Origin of the sequence: Streptomyces sp. NPDC048182 (assembly GCF_043202555.1) — a bacterium.
GTDB lineage: Bacteria > Actinomycetota > Actinomycetes > Streptomycetales > Streptomycetaceae > Streptomyces.
The window spans coordinates 46145-61277 of record NZ_JBIDAQ010000018.1 but is presented as its reverse complement, the minus strand read 5'-3'; the positions used below and the strand labels follow the sequence as shown (position 1 = coordinate 61277).

15 protein-coding genes are annotated in these 15133 nt (G+C 75.9%); 9 read left to right on the top strand and 6 right to left on the bottom strand.

Annotated features, from left to right (window positions below; all coding sequences use genetic code 11):
• Positions 1-110: 110 nt before the first annotated feature.
• On the bottom strand, positions 111-506 hold the full coding sequence (locus ACGFZL_RS28450) for a helix-turn-helix transcriptional regulator (protein WP_355170083.1): 396 nt from the start codon (positions 504-506) through the stop codon (positions 111-113).
• Positions 507-627: 121 nt separating this feature from the next.
• On the opposite strand from ACGFZL_RS28450, the gene ACGFZL_RS28445 reads away from it, so the two are divergent.
• On the top strand, positions 628-1356 hold the full coding sequence (locus ACGFZL_RS28445) for a DUF2470 domain-containing protein (protein WP_393695961.1): 729 nt from the start codon (positions 628-630) through the stop codon (positions 1354-1356).
• Positions 1357-1373: 17 nt separating this feature from the next.
• Here ACGFZL_RS28445 and ACGFZL_RS28440 read toward each other — a convergent pair whose 3' ends face one another.
• Entirely contained in the window at positions 1374-2159 is a 786-nt protein-coding gene (locus tag ACGFZL_RS28440) for an AraC family transcriptional regulator (RefSeq protein ID WP_393695959.1), read from the bottom strand.
• 138 nt (positions 2160-2297) lie between these two features.
• Between ACGFZL_RS28440 and ACGFZL_RS28435 the strand changes: the two genes are divergently transcribed.
• The 4 genes from ACGFZL_RS28435 to ACGFZL_RS28420 all read left to right on the top strand — a co-directional run bounded on the left by ACGFZL_RS28435 (position 2298) and on the right by ACGFZL_RS28420 (position 6404).
• Positions 2298-3347: a FecCD family ABC transporter permease gene (locus ACGFZL_RS28435; protein WP_393695957.1), complete on the top strand. Its 1050-nt coding sequence runs from the start codon at positions 2298-2300 to the stop codon at positions 3345-3347.
• A gap of 5 nt (positions 3348-3352) precedes the next feature.
• Positions 3353-4501 carry a FecCD family ABC transporter permease gene (locus ACGFZL_RS28430; RefSeq protein WP_393695955.1) on the top strand — a complete coding sequence of 383 codons (1149 nt, stop codon included), beginning with the start codon at positions 3353-3355 and terminating at the stop codon, positions 4499-4501.
• Between the two features lie 68 nt (positions 4502-4569).
• The gene (locus ACGFZL_RS28425) at positions 4570-5361 is read left to right on the top strand and encodes an ABC transporter ATP-binding protein (RefSeq protein WP_393696118.1); all 792 of its coding nucleotides are present in this window, start codon (positions 4570-4572) and stop codon (positions 5359-5361) included.
• Complete coding sequence (locus ACGFZL_RS28420; RefSeq protein ID WP_393695953.1) at positions 5355-6404, top strand: ABC transporter substrate-binding protein; 1050 nt, start codon at positions 5355-5357, stop codon at positions 6402-6404. The genes ACGFZL_RS28425 and ACGFZL_RS28420 overlap by 7 nt, the downstream gene beginning before the upstream one ends.
• A 30-nt stretch (positions 6405-6434) precedes the next feature.
• Here ACGFZL_RS28420 and ACGFZL_RS28415 read toward each other — a convergent pair whose 3' ends face one another.
• On the bottom strand, positions 6435-8189 hold the full coding sequence (locus tag ACGFZL_RS28415) for an ABC transporter ATP-binding protein (protein ID WP_393695951.1): 1755 nt from the start codon (positions 8187-8189) through the stop codon (positions 6435-6437).
• Positions 8182-10059 (bottom strand): ATP-binding cassette domain-containing protein, encoded by a 1878-nt coding sequence (locus tag ACGFZL_RS28410; RefSeq protein ID WP_393695949.1) that lies wholly within the window; start codon positions 10057-10059, stop codon positions 8182-8184. The genes ACGFZL_RS28415 and ACGFZL_RS28410 overlap by 8 nt, the downstream gene beginning before the upstream one ends.
• A 194-nt stretch (positions 10060-10253) precedes the next feature.
• Here ACGFZL_RS28410 and ACGFZL_RS28405 point away from each other — a divergent pair, with 194 nt between their 5' ends.
• On the top strand, positions 10254-12122 hold the full coding sequence (locus ACGFZL_RS28405) for an SIP domain-containing protein (protein WP_393695947.1): 1869 nt from the start codon (positions 10254-10256) through the stop codon (positions 12120-12122).
• 175 nt (positions 12123-12297) lie between these two features.
• Positions 12298-12918, top strand: coding sequence for a LacI family DNA-binding transcriptional regulator (locus tag ACGFZL_RS28400; protein ID WP_393695945.1), 621 nt, complete (start codon positions 12298-12300; stop codon positions 12916-12918).
• A gap of 66 nt (positions 12919-12984) precedes the next feature.
• On the opposite strand, the gene ACGFZL_RS28395 is transcribed toward ACGFZL_RS28400, so the two are convergent.
• Positions 12985-13395, bottom strand: a complete 411-nt coding sequence (locus ACGFZL_RS28395) for a RidA family protein (protein ID WP_393695943.1) — start codon at positions 13393-13395, stop codon at positions 12985-12987.
• A 219-nt stretch (positions 13396-13614) separates the two neighbouring features.
• Between ACGFZL_RS28395 and ACGFZL_RS28390 the strand changes: the two genes are divergently transcribed.
• Complete coding sequence (locus tag ACGFZL_RS28390) at positions 13615-13878, top strand: DUF6400 family protein (protein WP_393695941.1); 264 nt, start codon at positions 13615-13617, stop codon at positions 13876-13878.
• The gene (locus ACGFZL_RS28385) at positions 13862-14074 is read left to right on the top strand and encodes a hypothetical protein (RefSeq protein ID WP_393695939.1); all 213 of its coding nucleotides are present in this window, start codon (positions 13862-13864) and stop codon (positions 14072-14074) included. The genes ACGFZL_RS28390 and ACGFZL_RS28385 overlap by 17 nt, the downstream gene beginning before the upstream one ends.
• 4 nt (positions 14075-14078) lie before the next feature.
• Here ACGFZL_RS28385 and hypE read toward each other — a convergent pair whose 3' ends face one another.
• Complete coding sequence (gene hypE, locus ACGFZL_RS28380) at positions 14079-15119, bottom strand: hydrogenase expression/formation protein HypE (protein ID WP_393696116.1); 1041 nt, start codon at positions 15117-15119, stop codon at positions 14079-14081.
• Between the last annotated feature and the right edge of the window lie 14 nt (positions 15120-15133).

Here is a 15133-nt window from a genome sequence, read left to right as displayed (position 1 = left end):
AAGATCACTTGGGGCCGCGTTGATCGTCAGACAACCCGTTATGCGTGTCAACGCCGTGAGTGCTAACGAAAGCGTCACGGTCACCCGCGCGGCCGATCCCTGAGCGGGCGTCAGACCCGGTCGACGTGCACGTTCGTGGACTTCACCCGCGCGGTGGCCTCCATGCCGACCTCCAGGCCCAGTTCCTCCACGGCCTCCCGGGTCAGCAGCGACACCAGCCGGTGCGGGCCCGCCTGGATCTCCACCTGGGCGGCCACGTCGCCGAGCTTGATCGCGGTGACGATGCCGGGGAAGGCGTTGCGCACCGAGGTGTGCGAGGGCGTCTCCTCCACGCCGGCGCCCCGGGCGAGTTCGGCGGAGAAGGCGGCCAGGTCGCGGCCGTCCACCAGGCGCCGGCCGCCCTCGTCGCGATGGGTCGCCACCCGGCCCGCGTCCGCCCACCGGCGCGCGGTGTCGGGGCTGACGCCGAGCAGCCGGGCCGCCTGACCGATCGTGTAGGACTGCATGCCCGCCAAGATAGTCGAGCGGGGTGGGTCCGCCGCGCGGCGCCGCAGTGTAGGTTAGGTTAGGCAAGCCTAAGTAACCCTCACCGGTCACCGCTCAGTCCCCCCTCGCTTGGAGAGCCGGATGCGTCGTTCACCAGCCCGGACCACCGCCCGGAGCACCGCCGGGACCACCGCGCCCACCGCCGCGGAACGCGTCCGCTCCATCCTCACCACCGCCACCTCGCTGACCGTGGTGAGCGAGGGCGTGCGCACCGAGGTGTGCCGGCTCGGAGGCGAGGAGGCCCTCGGCCACTTCCACCTCCACGCACCTTCCGACGGCGCCCACGTCACCACGGGCCCCCGGGTCCCGGTCCGCCTCGAACTCACCGACGTCGCCCCCACCCCCGTCCGCGACCGGCTGCGCGCCCGGGTCACCCTCACCGGACTGCTGCCGGGCCCGTACGACCCGGACTCGCCGAAGAGCGCCTGCCTGGAGTTCGGCCAGGCGGTCCTGGAGGACGACGGCGGGCGGGTGTTCGTCACCCTCAAGGAGCTCCAGGACGCCGAACCCGACCCGGTCGCCGCCAACGAGGCGGACCTGCTGACCCACCTCGTGGACGGCCACGGCGAACTCGTGCCCCTGCTCCTCCGCCTGGTCCGCCCGCTGCGCGACCGGGGTGTGCTGCGCGCCCTCCCCGTCGGCATCGACCGCTACGGGCTCACCCTGCGCATCGAGTACCCCGACTCCCACCGCGACGCCCGGCTGCCCTTCCGCACCGCCGTCCGCCACCTCGACCACATCGGCGCCCAGCTGAACTCCCTGCTGACCGAGGCCCGCCGACTGGCCCACCCGGGGCGGCTGCTCGCCTGAGCCGGACGGCCGGGAGGTCAGGCGTACCGTTCCTGCGCCTCCCGCACGTACACCCCCGGCGTGCGGCCGAAGTGGCGGCGGAAGGCGAGGATGTAGCCGTTCGTGCTCACGAACCCGACCTGCGCCGCCACGGCGCCCACCAACTGCCCCTGGTCGAGGAGCGGCAGCGAGTGGTTCAGGCGCAGCCGGGTGCGCCACTCCGAGAAGGCCATCCCGGTCTCCGCGCGGAAGGCCCGGCGCAGGCTGGTGGAGCTGGTGTACAGCTCCGCCGCCCACTCGGTCGCCGTCCGCGCGTCCCCCGGTGTCCGGGCGAGCGCCGCCGCGACGGCCAGCGCGGCCGGGGTGACCGGCTGCGGCAGCGGCAGGCTGTGCGGGTGGCCCGCGGACAGCGCCGCGAAGACCTCCGGGTCGTCGTCGTCCGCCTCCGCGTCCCGGGTCCGGCCGAGCAGCAGCAGCCGCTGCGCCTCCGTGACGTTGACCGGGGTCGGCACCGCGCAGTGCAGGGCGAACCGGGCCGCGTCGAAGGTCTCCACCACGATCACGGCGTCCGCGCTGAACCGCGCGCTGTGCTCGACGCCCGCCGGGATCCACAGTGCCACCGACGGGGACATTTCGTGCGACCGGCCGAGCGCGGACACCGAGATCCGGCCGAGCGCCGGATACAGGAACTGGTGGAAGTCGTGCACGTGCAGCGGATGGCCGCCGGCCGTGATGAAGTCCTCGTCCATGAGCACCGGCCCGGCCGGCCCGGCCGCCGGTTCCGCAGCCGCCCCGCCGACCGTACGCAGCGCCCTGGTGGTCATGTACCGTCCCCATCTCCCTGGAGGCGGCCCGTTCTGACCCCTCACTGCGATCCGTCCGGCTCCGTCCTTGGACCGGCCGACGCGTCGGTAAGGCTAACCTAACCTGCACCGCGCCAGGTGAGGAGCCCCGAAACCGTCATGAACCCTACGGCCCCGCCGGCGACGTCCGCGCACGAGACCCCCGCACGCACGCGTGCCGCCCGGGGGTCGACCGCGCTGGTGCTCGCCGGCCCGATACTGCTGGCCCTCACGGTCGCGAGCGTGGGGCTCGGCGCCCGCGACATCTCGCCGCTGGACGTCCTGCGCATCCTGCTCGACCCCGCCGGCACCGGCTACGACCACGACGTGCTGTGGACCGAGCGGATCCCGCGCACCCTGCTCGGGCTCGCGGTCGGCGCCGCCCTCGGCGCGGCCGGGCTGATCATGCAGGCGGTGACCCTGAACCCGCTCGCCGACCCGGGGATCCTCGGCGTCGAGCAGGGCGCCGCCGCGGCCGTGGTGCTCGGCATCCTCTGCCTCGACGCGCAGGACGCGAGCACCTATTTCTGGCTCGCCCTGACCGGCTCGGCGCTCACCGCGGCGCTGGTGCACGCCATCGGGACCCGCACCAACACCGGCAGCACCACGGTGGGCCTGGTGCTCGCCGGGGTGGCCGTCGCCGCGGTGCTCTCCTCCGTCATCACCCTGCTGGTGGTGCGCGACGAGGCGGTCTTCTCCGCGCTGCGCTTCTGGTCCCTCGGCCAGCTCACCGGCCGCTCCCAGGTGCTGCCCGAGCTGGCCCCGTTCGCGCTCGCCGGACTGCTGCTCGCGCTGCCGCTCGGCCGCACGCTGAACATCCTCGCCCTCGGCGACGACGCCGCCCGCGGCCTCGGCGTCCGGGTGGCGCGGGCCCAGCTCGCCGCCGCCGCCGTCGCCGTCCTGCTGTGCGCCGCCGCCACAGCCGCCGTCGGCCCGGTCGCCTTCGTCGGCCTGGTCGCCGCGCACATGGCCCGGCTGCTGGTCGGCGCCGACCACCGCTGGGCGCTGCCGCTGGCCATGGCGGTCGGCGCGGCCCTGCTGGTCGGCGCCGACACCGCCGGCCGACTGGTCCTCGACCACGGCGAGATCCAGGTCTCGGTGATGACGGCCGCGGTGGGCGTCCCGTTCTTCGTCTGGCTGGCCCGCCGCCGCGACCTGGTCCGGATGTGACGACCGTGCCAGAACCCACCACCTCCACCGCCGAGGGGCGGCAGCGCCGCACGGCGCGGGACACCGCGCCGCACGCGTCCCCGTCGCCCCGAGCCCCCGACCCGGCCCCCGACGCCGCCGTCGCCCTCACCGCGCGCCGACTGCGGGACGCCCGGCGCCGGGCGAACCGCCGTACCCTCCTCGTCGCCTGCGTGCTCGCGGCCGCGCTGGTCGGGCTGCTGGCCTGCTCCCTGCTGCTCGGTGGGCTGCGGGGGATCGCCGGGCAGGACGTGGTGCCCGCCGCGTTCGGCCGGCGTACCGGGCTTGCCGACTACGTCGTGCACCGCATCCGGATGCCCCGCGCCCTCGCCGCGCTGCTGTCCGGCGCGCTGTTCGGCCTGTCCGGCGCCCTGTATCAGCGGCTGATCCGCAACCCGCTGGCCACCCCCGACATCGTCGGCATCTCGGCCGGCTCCGGCGCCGGTGCGGTCACCGTGCTGCTGTTCGCCGCGGAGCTGCCCTTCGGCGTCGAACTGGGCGCCCTCGGCGGATCGTTCGCCATGGTCGCCGTGCTGCTCGCGCTCAGCCGGCGGGCCGGCCGGGTGGACACCTACCGGCTGGTCCTGATCGGCATCGGCCTGGCCGCCGTGTGCACCGCCTACGTCGACTACCTGCTGACCATGGCCGGCGAGCAGAGCCGCACGCAGATGCTGCGCTGGCTGGTCGGCAGCGTCAGCGGCGCCGACTGGGACGGCGTCACCACCCTCGCCGCCGGGCTCGCCGCCTGCCTTCTCGCCGCCGCCCCGCTCGGCCGGGCGCTCGGCGCGCTGGCGGTCGGCGACCAGCTCGCCGCCGGGCTCGGCACCCGGGTCGGCGCGGCCCGTACGGCCACCCTGCTGCTCGGGGCCGCCGCAGCGGCGCTCGCCACCAGCGTCACCGGCCCGATCGGCTTCGTCTCCCTGGTCAGCGGCCCCATCGCCGCCCGCCTGGTGGGCGCCGACCGCGCCGTCGGCCTCGCCGTCCCGGTCGGCGCCGTCATCGTGCTGGCCGCAGACGTCGCCGCGCAGCACGCCCCGCAGATCTCCCCCGTGCCCACCGGCGTCCTCACGGCGCTGCTCGGCGCCCCCTACTTCGTCTGGCTGATCCTCCGGCGCGGACCAGGAGCCCCCTCGTGAACCACCCCGCCCCCGCACCCACCGACCCGGCCGCCCCCGCCGAGGGCCCCGCCCTTGCCGCCGACGCCGTGAGCGCCGGCTACGACGGCCGCACCGTCCTGGACGCCCTCTCCCTGGAGATCGCCCCGGGCCGCGTCACCGCCCTCGTCGGCCCCAACGCCTGCGGCAAGTCGACCCTGCTGAAGTCGCTGGCCCGGCTGCTCACGCCGGCCGCCGGCACGGTGCTGCTCGACGGGCGGGACATCCACGCCCTGCCCACCCGCGAGGTGGCCCGGCGGCTCGGCATCCTGCCGCAGTCGCCCATCGCCCCGGAGGGCATCACCGTCGGCGACCTGGTCTGGCGCGGCCGCCACCCGCACCAGCGCTTCGGCACCCGGCGCAGCGCCGCCGACGACCTCGCCATCGCCGCCGCCCTGGAGGCGACCGGCACGGCCGGGCTGATCGACCGCCCCGTCGACCAGCTCTCCGGCGGCCAGCGCCAGCGCGTGTGGATCGCCCTGGCCCTCGCCCAGGAGACCCCCACCCTCCTCCTGGACGAACCCACCACCTACCTGGACATCGCCCACCAGATCGAGGTCATGGACCTGCTCGCCGACCTCAACGCGCGGACCGGCAAGACCATCGTCCTGGTGTCCCACGACCTCAACCAGGCCGCCCTGTACGCCTCGACGATCGTCGCCCTGCGCGACGGACGCGTGGTCAGGCAGGGCACGCCGCACGAGGTCCTCACCGAGCAGACGGTCGCCGAGGTCTTCGGACTCGACTGCCTGGTCGTCCCGCATCCCCGCGCCGACCGGCCCCAGATCTTCCCGCTGGGCCGCCGGCACCTCGACCCCACCAAGGAGAACCACCCGTGCTGACCCACCCCGCCGTCAGAGCCCGCACCCGCGGCGCCCTCGCCCTCACCGCCGCCCTCACCCTCGGCCTGCTCACCGCGTGCGGCGGCGGCGACTCCGGCGGGGACGACGACACGCCCGCCAAGGACACCCGGGCCGGCAAGGGCGGCGCCTACCCGGTCGAGCTGTCCAGCGCGTGGGGCTCCACCGAGGTGAAGAAGAAGCCGGTCAGGGTCGCCACCGTCTCCGACGGCGACACCGCCATCGCCCTCGCCCTGGGCCTCGTTCCCGTCATCAGCCCCGACGCCGAGGACGGCGCGAAGCCCGCCGCCCACAAGCAGCGCGCCCTCGACAAGCTCGGCGTGAAGAAGCTCAAGACCTACGACGACACCGACGGCACCGCCTACGAGCAGATCGCCGCCGAGGCACCCGACATCATCCTCGGCGTCAACACCTGGGAGATGGACAAGGACTACGACAAGCTCGCGCCCATCGCCCCGGTCGTCACCTACACCGACAAGAAGCAGGCCGACACCATGACCTGGGAGGAGCGCCTGCGCACCGCGGCCAAGGCGCTGGGCATGACCGCCGAGGCGGAGCAGGTGGTCAAGGCCGACGCGAAGGTCACCGCCGACGCGGCCGCCGCGCATCCCGAGTTCAAGGGCAAGACGTACACCTACACGGTGGTCCACCCCGAGCAGATCAGCTTCATGTCCTACGCCGAGCAGGACCCGGGCGTCTTCGAGCAGCTCGGCTTCACCAAGACCGACAAGGCGAAGGACTACGGGCCCGACAAGAACGGCGTCAGCCTGGAGAACCTCGACCAGCTCGACGCCGACGTGCTGCTCGTCACCTACCCGTTCGGCGACCGCGGCGTGCTCAGCCCGAAGGAGCTGGAGGGCAACAAGCTCTTCCGCTCGCTCAAGGCCGTCAAGGGCAAGCACTTCGTGGTGGTCCCCTCCGACAACAACCTCGCCTCCGCCATCGCCTACCCGGACGCGCTGAGCGCCTCCTGGGTCACCGAGCAGCTGACGCCGCTGCTCGTGAAGGCCGTCGCGGGTAAGTAGCCGCCACGCGGGCGGCACACGCCGGCCGGGTCAGGCGTCGAGCAGCGTGCCCCCGGGCATGCCGAGCCGGCGCCGGGCCCGGCCGATCGTGTCGGCGCGGTGCGCGACGACGATCAGAGTCCGGTCCTCGGCCGCCGCCGCCAGCGCCTCCTCGATCCGGGCGGCCGTGCCGTGGTCGACGCCGGCCGTGGCCTCGTCCAGGATCAGCACCGCCGGGTCGGTCAGGAAGGCCCGGACGATCGCCACGAGCTGGCGCTCGCCCGCCGACAGGCTCCGGTCCGTCACCGGTGTGTCCAGCCCCGCGGGCAGCCCCGCCACCCACGCCGACAGCCCCAGCCGCGCCACCCCGGCCGCGACGCGGCCCCGGTCGGTCCCGCCCGCCCCCGGCGCGAGGTTCTCCACCAGCGTGCCCCGCACCAGCGCGACTTCCTGCGGCACCAGCACGATCCGCTCGCGCAGCGCCACCGGGTCGAGGGCGGCCAGGTCGTGCCCGGCGTAGGTGACCCGGCCCCGGTCCGGGGCGTACAGGCCGGCCAGCAGCTTGCCGAGGGTCGACTTGCCCGACCCGGTCTCGCCCACCACGGCGAGGCGGTCACCGGCAGGGACGGTCAACGAGAACCCGTCCAGCACGGCGCGCCCACCGGGCAGGTACCCGAAGCGGACACCCTGGGCGCACAGGTCCCCTCGGACGGGCAGCGCCACCGGGTCCCAGACCGGCCCGGACACCGGCTCGGCGGCGTCGATCAGGTCCAGGAGCCGGCCCAGCCGCACGTGCGCCTCCCGGGCGTCGCCCACCGCGCCCACCAGCTCCTCGAAGCGCAGCAGCAGGTCCCGGGTGGCCAGCACGAACACCACGGCCGTGCCGGCGCTCAGTAGGTCCCGGCCCACCAGGAACGCCCCCAGCACCACCAGGACGGCCAGCGCCCCGGCCTGCACCAGCGCGAGCCGGTTGAGCACCAGTTCGGCGCGCACCTGCACCCCGCGCGCGGCGAGGAGCCGCTCGTTGTCCCGCCCGAACCGCGCCAGCCAGCGCGGCACGCTCCCGCTGGCCCACAGCTGCTCCCGGGCCGGCAGTGACTCCCCGAAGGTGGCGGCCACGTCCGCCTCGGCCTCGGCGAGCCGCGCGTAGGCCGGGCCCGCCCGGTGGTGGAAGGTCCGTACGACGACGAACGCGAGCGGCACGAACACCGCCAGCAGGGCGAGGGCCAGCGGCCAGCAGGCGGCCAGCAGCAGGGCGACGGTGAGGCCCAGCACCGCAGCGGCCGAGACCAGGTCGGGCAGCGTGCCACCGGCGAACGCGGCCAGGCCGCTGATCTCACCGGTGAGCCGGCGGTGCAGCTCGCCGTCGCGGTGCCGCTCCAGGAAGCGCAGCGGGGCGGCGCCGACCGAGGCGGTGGCCCGGTCCCGCAGCGCGGCCAGCACCCGCTCGCCTGCCCGCACCAGGGTGGTGCGCGACAGCCACACCAGCGCCGAGGCGACGACGGTGAGCAGCAGCAGGAGCCCCAGCCGGCGCGGCAGCCCCGCCCGGTCCCCGTCCGCGGCGGCGTCCACGACGAGCCCGGTGACGGCGGTGGACCCCACCGCGAGCGCCGCCCCGCCGAGGTTCAGCATCCCTGTCCCGACCACCTCCCACCGCACCGCTCCCGGCACCAGCGCCAGCGCCCGCCGGAACACGCCCCGCCGTGCGACCTCCGCCGCGGGCGCGGGCGACCCGCCCTCACCGGTGTCCCGTACCGGAGCGGACCCCGCCGGGGGTGGCGACATCGATGCGGACGCGTCAGACATGGCGGGGATCCGTCCTCGGGGCGGGCAGGGTGACCTCGTGGTCGGCCAGGGCGCGGACCGCCGGGGAGTGCGTGGCGAAGACGACCACGCGCCCCGCGGTCGCCGCCCGCAGCCGGGCGAGCACCGCGGCCTCCGTGGCGGCGTCCAGCGCGGAGGTCGTGTCGTCGAACAGCAGGACGGGGCTGTCGTGCAGCAGCGCCCGGGCGAGGGCGACCAGTTGCCGCTGACCGCCCGACAGGGCGCGCCCGCGCACCCCCACCTCGGTGCCGGTGCCGTCCGGCAGCCCGGCGAGGGCGAGGTCGAGGCCCGCGGCGCGGCAGGCCCGGTCCAGCGCGTCGCGCGGGTGGTCGCCGGTGAGCAGCAGGTTCTCGGTGACCGTGCCGGTCAGCAGCAACGGCGCCTCGGGCACCAGGCCCACCGTGAGGTGCGGCGCACCGCGCAGCGGCCGGCCGTCCAGCGTGGCCGTGCCCGACGCGGGCAGCAGCCCGGCCAGCGCGCGCAGCAGCGAACTCTTGCCGCTGCCGGTCGGCCCGGTCACCGCGACCCACTCCCCGGCCCGCGCGCTGAGCGCGAAGGGCCCCAACGCGTCCCGCCCGGCCCGGCACACCGTCAGCCCGGCGACCTCCAGCACACCCTCCGCCACCGGCCCCCGCGGACGAGGCACACCACCCGGCGCCGACCCGGGACCCGGAGCCGCGCCGGCGCCCGAGACCACGCCGATGCCCCGTGCCGTGCCGGGGGTCGATGCCGCGCAGGTGTCCGGGGCCGGCCCCGGTGCCGCGGCGGCGAAGGCCGAACCGGGTCCGTGTGCCGTGGCGCCGCCGGGGGCCCCGTCGGCGTCCGGCGCCGAGTCACCCCCGGTCGCGCCCTCGGAGAGGACCACGGCGATCCGCTCCGCCGCGACCACCGCGTCCGCGCGGTCGCCGAGGCGGGCCACCGCGGCCCCGACGGCGACGGCGACCGTGCCCATCCACAGCACGAAGGCGGTCAGTTGGCCGACGCTGATCCGTCCGTCGAGGACGGCGCCGCCGCCGGCCAGCAGGCCCACGACGACGGCGAGCCGCGGCACCGCGAAGGCCGTCGCCTCCCACAGCGCGGAGACGCCGCCCAGGCGCAGGGTCTGCCGGGTGACCTCCGCGCTGTCCCGCCGGTGCCGGGCGACCATCACCCGGTCCGCGCCCACCCCGCGCAACGACACCATGGCCGACAGCAGTTCGCCGACCGTCCCGGACCGCCGGGCGTGCGCCTCGGCGAGCGCGGCCGAGCGGGCCCCGTAGAGCGGCGGGAAGACCCGGTTCACCAGCAGCACCGGCACGGTGAGCGCGGCGACCAGCAGCAGCACCGGGTCGAGCCCCGCGAGCGCCGGTCCGAGGAGCAGCACCGTCGTGCCGATGACCACCCAGGTGGTCAGCCCGTGCACCCAGTACACGACGCTCTCCACGTCCCGCCCGGCCCGCGTGGTCAGGTCCCCGGCGTCGGTGTCCGGCTCGCCGGGGCCGTCCACCGGCCGGGAGACGTCCTCGAGCACCGCCCGCAGCAGCCGCGTCCGCAGCCACGCCCCGGCCTCCGCTTCGGCGAGGTTGCTCCACAGCTGCCAGCCCCGCATCCCCGCGTACTCGGCGCAGGCGACGGCGAGCAGCGCGCCCGCGAAGCCGGCGGCCCGCGCCGGGTCGGCCCGGCGGATCGCGGAGTCGACGGCGAGGCCGAGCACCCAGGGCAGGGCGACGAAGGCGCACTGGCGCAGCACGGCCCAGGCGACCGAACGCACCAGCTGCGGACGGGCCCGGCGCAGGCACCGCCGCAGCAGCACCGCGCCCGCCGCGCGGGACGGCCGGGCGCGAGCGGGGGAGGTAAGGAGAGGAAGCGGCACCGCAGCACCGTAGGACCGCCGCGGCCCGCCCGGTCGAAGCCGCCGGGCCGGCCCATCGAAGCGGGCGGCCTTTCGCAGGCCCCCTGGGCGCCGGCGCCCGCGCAGTGGCAGGAAGGCGGACGGCTGGTTGGATGCGCCCCGCCCCGCGCCGCCTAACCTGAGCGGGCCCGTCCGCACCTCTAGGAGCCCTCCGCATGAGCACCCGCAACCCCCGCCCGGTCGTCACGTTCCCCATCGTGCTCAGGGAACTGACCGTGCTCGGCGTCCGGGACGTCACGCCGGGCATGCGCCGGGTGACCCTCGGCGGGCCGCAGCTGGGAGCGTTCCGCAAGGCGGGCCTCGACCTGCCGGCCCTCAGCACCGAGGGCTTCGACGACCACGTGAAGTTCTTCTTCGCCGAGCCCGGCGCCGGCGCCCCGGTCCTGCCCGGGCAGAACACCGCCAGCCTGGACTGGCCGGCCGACGCCCGCCCGCTGACCAAGGACTACACGCCGGTCCGCTACGACCCCGAGCGCGGCGAGATCGACTTCGACTTCGTGCGGCACGCCGGCGGCGTCGCCTCCGGGTGGGCCGAGTCCGCCCGGCCCGGGGACGTCACCTGGATCGCCGGCCCGAAGATGTCCCACGGCCACCCCGAGGGCGCCGACTGGCTGCTGGTCGTCGGCGACGAGACCGCGCTGCCGGCCATCGCGCGCTGGCTGGCCGAGATGCCGGCCGGCACCCGGGCCCGGGTCTTCGTCGAGGTCGGCGACGACAGCCACCGCCAGGAGCTGCCCACCGAGGCGGACGCGGAGGTCACCTGGCTGGTGCGCGACGGGGCGCCCGCCGGGACCACCACGCTCCTGGAGGACGCCGTCCGCGCCATGGAGTGGCCGCCCGGCGAGGTGTTCGCCTGGGCCGCCGGCGAGGCCGTCACCCTCAAGGGCATCCGCCGCCTCCTGCACGCCGAACGGGGCGTGCCGCGCGAGCGCACCGACATCACCGGCTACTGGCGCCGCACCGCCCGGCCCGACACCGCCCGGCCCGATGCCGTGCCCGCGGCGACGGCGGCCGACGAGGAGCAGCCCGACCCGCACGAGCGGCTGCACGAACTCACCGACCTGGCCCCGGGCCTGGCGATCCGCACGGCGGTGACCATCGGCCTGGTCGACCACGTCTACCGGGGCGTGCGCACCCTGCCAGCGCTGGCCGCCGCCACCGGCACCGACGAGCGGGCCCTGTCCGCGCTGCTCGCCTACCTGACCGACCTGGAGGTCCTCGCCGTCGACGCGGACGGCCACCGCCTGACCCCGGTCGGCGAGGAGCTGGTCGAGGACGACCACTCCCTGGCGGAGTACGACCTCACCGGCGCCCAGGCCGCCTTCGACCTGTCCCTGGCCGGCCTGCCGGAGGCCCTGCGCACCGGCCGTCCGGGCCACCGCACCGCCACCGGCGCCACCCTGGCCGACGCCCTCGCCGCCGACGAGCACCTCGGCGGCACGGCCCGCGCCGCCGTCGAGGAGGAGGCCGTGTGGATCGCGCCCGGCGTCCGCGCCGCCCACGACTGGGCGTCCGCAGGCGCGGTGACACTGGCCGGCAGCGGCGCGGGGGCCGTCGCCAACACCCTCGCCACCGCCTTCCCCGACCTGCGGCTACGGGTCTGCGCGCCGCCGTCGGTGCTGCGCACGGTCGCCGACGTGGTCCTGGACCCCCCGGCGCGCGCCCGCGTCGACCTGGTCGCCCGCACCGGCCCGGTCCCGCCCGGCACCACCACCGTGCTGCTCTGCAAGGCCCTGGACGTCCTGCCCGACGAGGACGCGGTACTCGTCCTGCGCGAGAACGCCGCCGCGCTCGCCGAGGGCGGCACCCTGCTCCTGGTCGAGCAGGTCGAGGGCCCGGACGGCCTCACCGGCGACCCGGAGGCCGCGCTGCACCACCTGCGCCTGACGGCGGCGTTCGGCTCCGGCCTGCGCACCGCCGCCGGCGTCGAGGCCCTCGCGGCCGACGCCGGCCTGACGGTGCGCGCGTGCCGCGACATCGGCTGGGACCACCGACTGTGGGAGCTGGCGCCGCGACAGCCCTGACCATGCCCGCCGGAGGCGGGTGCCCGACACGGGGGTGTGGGCACCCGCCTCGCGGCGTCACGTGGGAGCGGTACCACGCACGGCCGCGAAACCCGTTCGCGACCGTTGACACCCCCGGCGGGTCTGCCGGACCGTGATGCCGCTCCCCGCCGCCCTTGCCGCCCGGAGGACCGCCATGTCCCGCAGGCATCCCCGCCCCGCCCTGCCGGCCGGCGGGTCCGGCAAGGTGACCCTGCACATGGTCGCCGCCGAGGCCGGGGTGTCCGCCTCCACCGTCTCCAAGGTGCTCAACGGCCGCGTGGACGTCTCCGCCGAGACCAAGGAGCGCGTCGCCGCGGTCATGGACTCCCTCGGCTACCGGCGCCGCCCCGCTCGCCGCGCCGGCACCGCCGTCGAGCTGGTGCTGAACGAGATCGACAGCCTCTGGTCGGTCGAGATCATCCAGGGCGTCGAGGAGACCCTGCGCGCGGCGGGCGCCACCCTCGTGCTGTCCGCCGTGCACGGCCGGGACGCCGACACCCGCCAGTGGCTGGACGGGCTCGCCGCCCGCCGCAGCAGCGGCGCCATCCTGGTGGTCGCCGCACTCACCCCGCACCAGGGCCGCCGGCTCACCGCCCTGGACGTGCCCCTCGTCCTGATGTTGCCCGGCCACAGGCCGTGGAAGACCCGCTCGGTGGCGTTGAAGCCGAACCAGTCGGCGCCGGTGTGGTCGATGGGGGCTCCGGCTGCCGCGGCGACCGGGATGGCGGGAGGGCGTCGGCGGCCATGCGCCGATTCCCGACGGTTGTACCGGTAACCGGCTGCGGTGTTTTCGGACATCCCCTCGGCTCCGGCCGAGGCGTGCGGACCGCCTGCGGACCGCTCAGGCGGGCAGCGCGACGGTCAGGTCCACCTCGACCAGTTGCCCGGTGAAGCCCAGCTGGGCGACGCCCAGGAGCGTGCTGGCGGAGGTGAACGCCGGTCCGAGGGCGGAGGTGGTGAGCCGCTGCCACACGAGGCTCAGATCCGCCCGGTCGTCGCTGCGCACGTAGATCACCGAACGCACCACGTGCGGCGGCCGGGCGTCCACCGCCGCGAGGGCGGCGAGTGCGTTCACGACGACCTGATCGACCTGGGCGTCGAGGGAGTCGGCTCCGACGAGGGAGCCGGCCTGGTCGAGGGGGCACTGCCCCGCCAGATAGGCCGTGCGGCCGGTCTCCACCACGGTGATGTGGTGGTAGCCCGGCGTCTCGTGCAACTGATCGGGGTTGATACGGCTGATCTTCGTCGTCATGCCGCGAGTCTGACCGCTCCGCCGTCGGCGCGCACCGGGATTTGTGCGCCCCCCCCGGGTGCGGCGCGGGCTCGAGGACGGTCCGCCGCCTCCTTGGGCGGCGTCACCTCGCCGCACCGCCCGCGGCAGCGCATGGCGTCCCTCACACCCGCTTCCCGCAGAGCATCACGCTCTGCTACAGATGGCAGGGTCCGTACGTTCCGCGTCGAAAGTCCCGTCATGCACCCCGGCCCGAGTGCCCGCCCCCGGCTCCACGCCTTCGACCTAGACCTCACCCGCGAGGAGGCCCGGCGGCGGGCCGAAGTGGTGGCGGCGATGGGGGACGACTGGGACCCCGTGGCGGTGCTCGAGCAGGAGGAGGCCGCTCACGCGCTGCTCTACTCCGGCCTCGACGCCGAGCAGGAGCGGACCTACGCCATGCTCGTCGAGGCCGGAGTACTGCCCGGGCGGGAGCAGGACAAGGGCGATGCGGCTTCCCATTGACCCGCAGGCCGACCGGGCCCGCCGGGCCTGGGTCTCCTGCCCCGGCTGCGACGACGCCCGCGACTGCGGCACCTGTGCCGACCGGCGCAACTGCCCCCGCCACTGGCGCTACCTGATCGCCAACGAGGGCCCCCGCGTCCACCTCCAGTGTCCCGGCTGCACCCACACCTGGACCCTGGACACCCGCGCCGGATGACTCCCTAGCAGATCCGCGGGAGCTGCTCGCCGAGCGGCATGTCCACCACCCGCGTACCGCCGAGGCCGGTGCGGGCGACCACCATGCCGGGGTGCTCCGGCACCGTCTCCCCGATGACCGCCGCCCCGGCGCCCAGCGGATGCGCCCGCATCGCCGCCAGCACCTCCTCGGCGTGCTCCCGGGGCACGAAGGCGACGAGCTTGCCCTCGTTCGCCACGTACATCGGGTCCAGGCCCAGCATGGCGCACGCCCCGGCCACCGCCTCCGGCACCGGCACCGACCGCTCGGTGATCCGCACCCCGCACCCGGAGCCCTGCGCGATCTCGTTGAGCGAGGCCGCCAAGCCGCCCCTGGTGGGGTCGCGCAGCACGTGCAGGTCCCGGGTGACGCCCAGCATCGCCTCCACCAGGCCGGCCAGCGGAGCGCAGTCGCTGCGCACGTCGGCCTCGAAGCGCAGGTTCTCGCGCTCGCTCATGACGGCCACGCCGTGCAGCCCGACCGGCCCGCTGACCAGCACCACGTCCCCGGGGACCACGCGCTGGGGGCGCAGGTCGACGCCGTCGGGCACCAGGCCCACCCCCGCGGTGTTGATGTACAGCCCGTCCCCGCTCCCGGCCTCCACCACCTTCGTGTCCCCGGTGACCACCCGCACCCCGGCGGCATGCGCGGCGGCGCCGAGCGCGTCGGCGACCCGCGCCACCGTGTCGATCTCGACGCCCTCCTCCAGGATCAGCCCGCAGGAGAGGTAGGCCGGGCGGGCCCCGCTCATGGCGAGGTCGTTGACCGTGCCGTTGACCGCGAGGTCGCCGATGGAGCCGCCGGGGAAGAACAGCGGGCGCACCACGAAGGAGTCGGTGGAGAAGGCCAGCCGCGCCCCGCCCAGCTCGAAGACCGCGGAGTCGGTCAGCGGCTCGCCTGCCGCGCCGCCCAGCGCGGGCAGCACCACCTGCTCGACCAGCTCGGCGGACATCACCCCGCCGCCCCCGTGCCCCATGACCACCCGGGGCCGGTCCCGCAGCGGCGCGGGACACGTCCAGGACAGCATGTCCGGGGACGGCG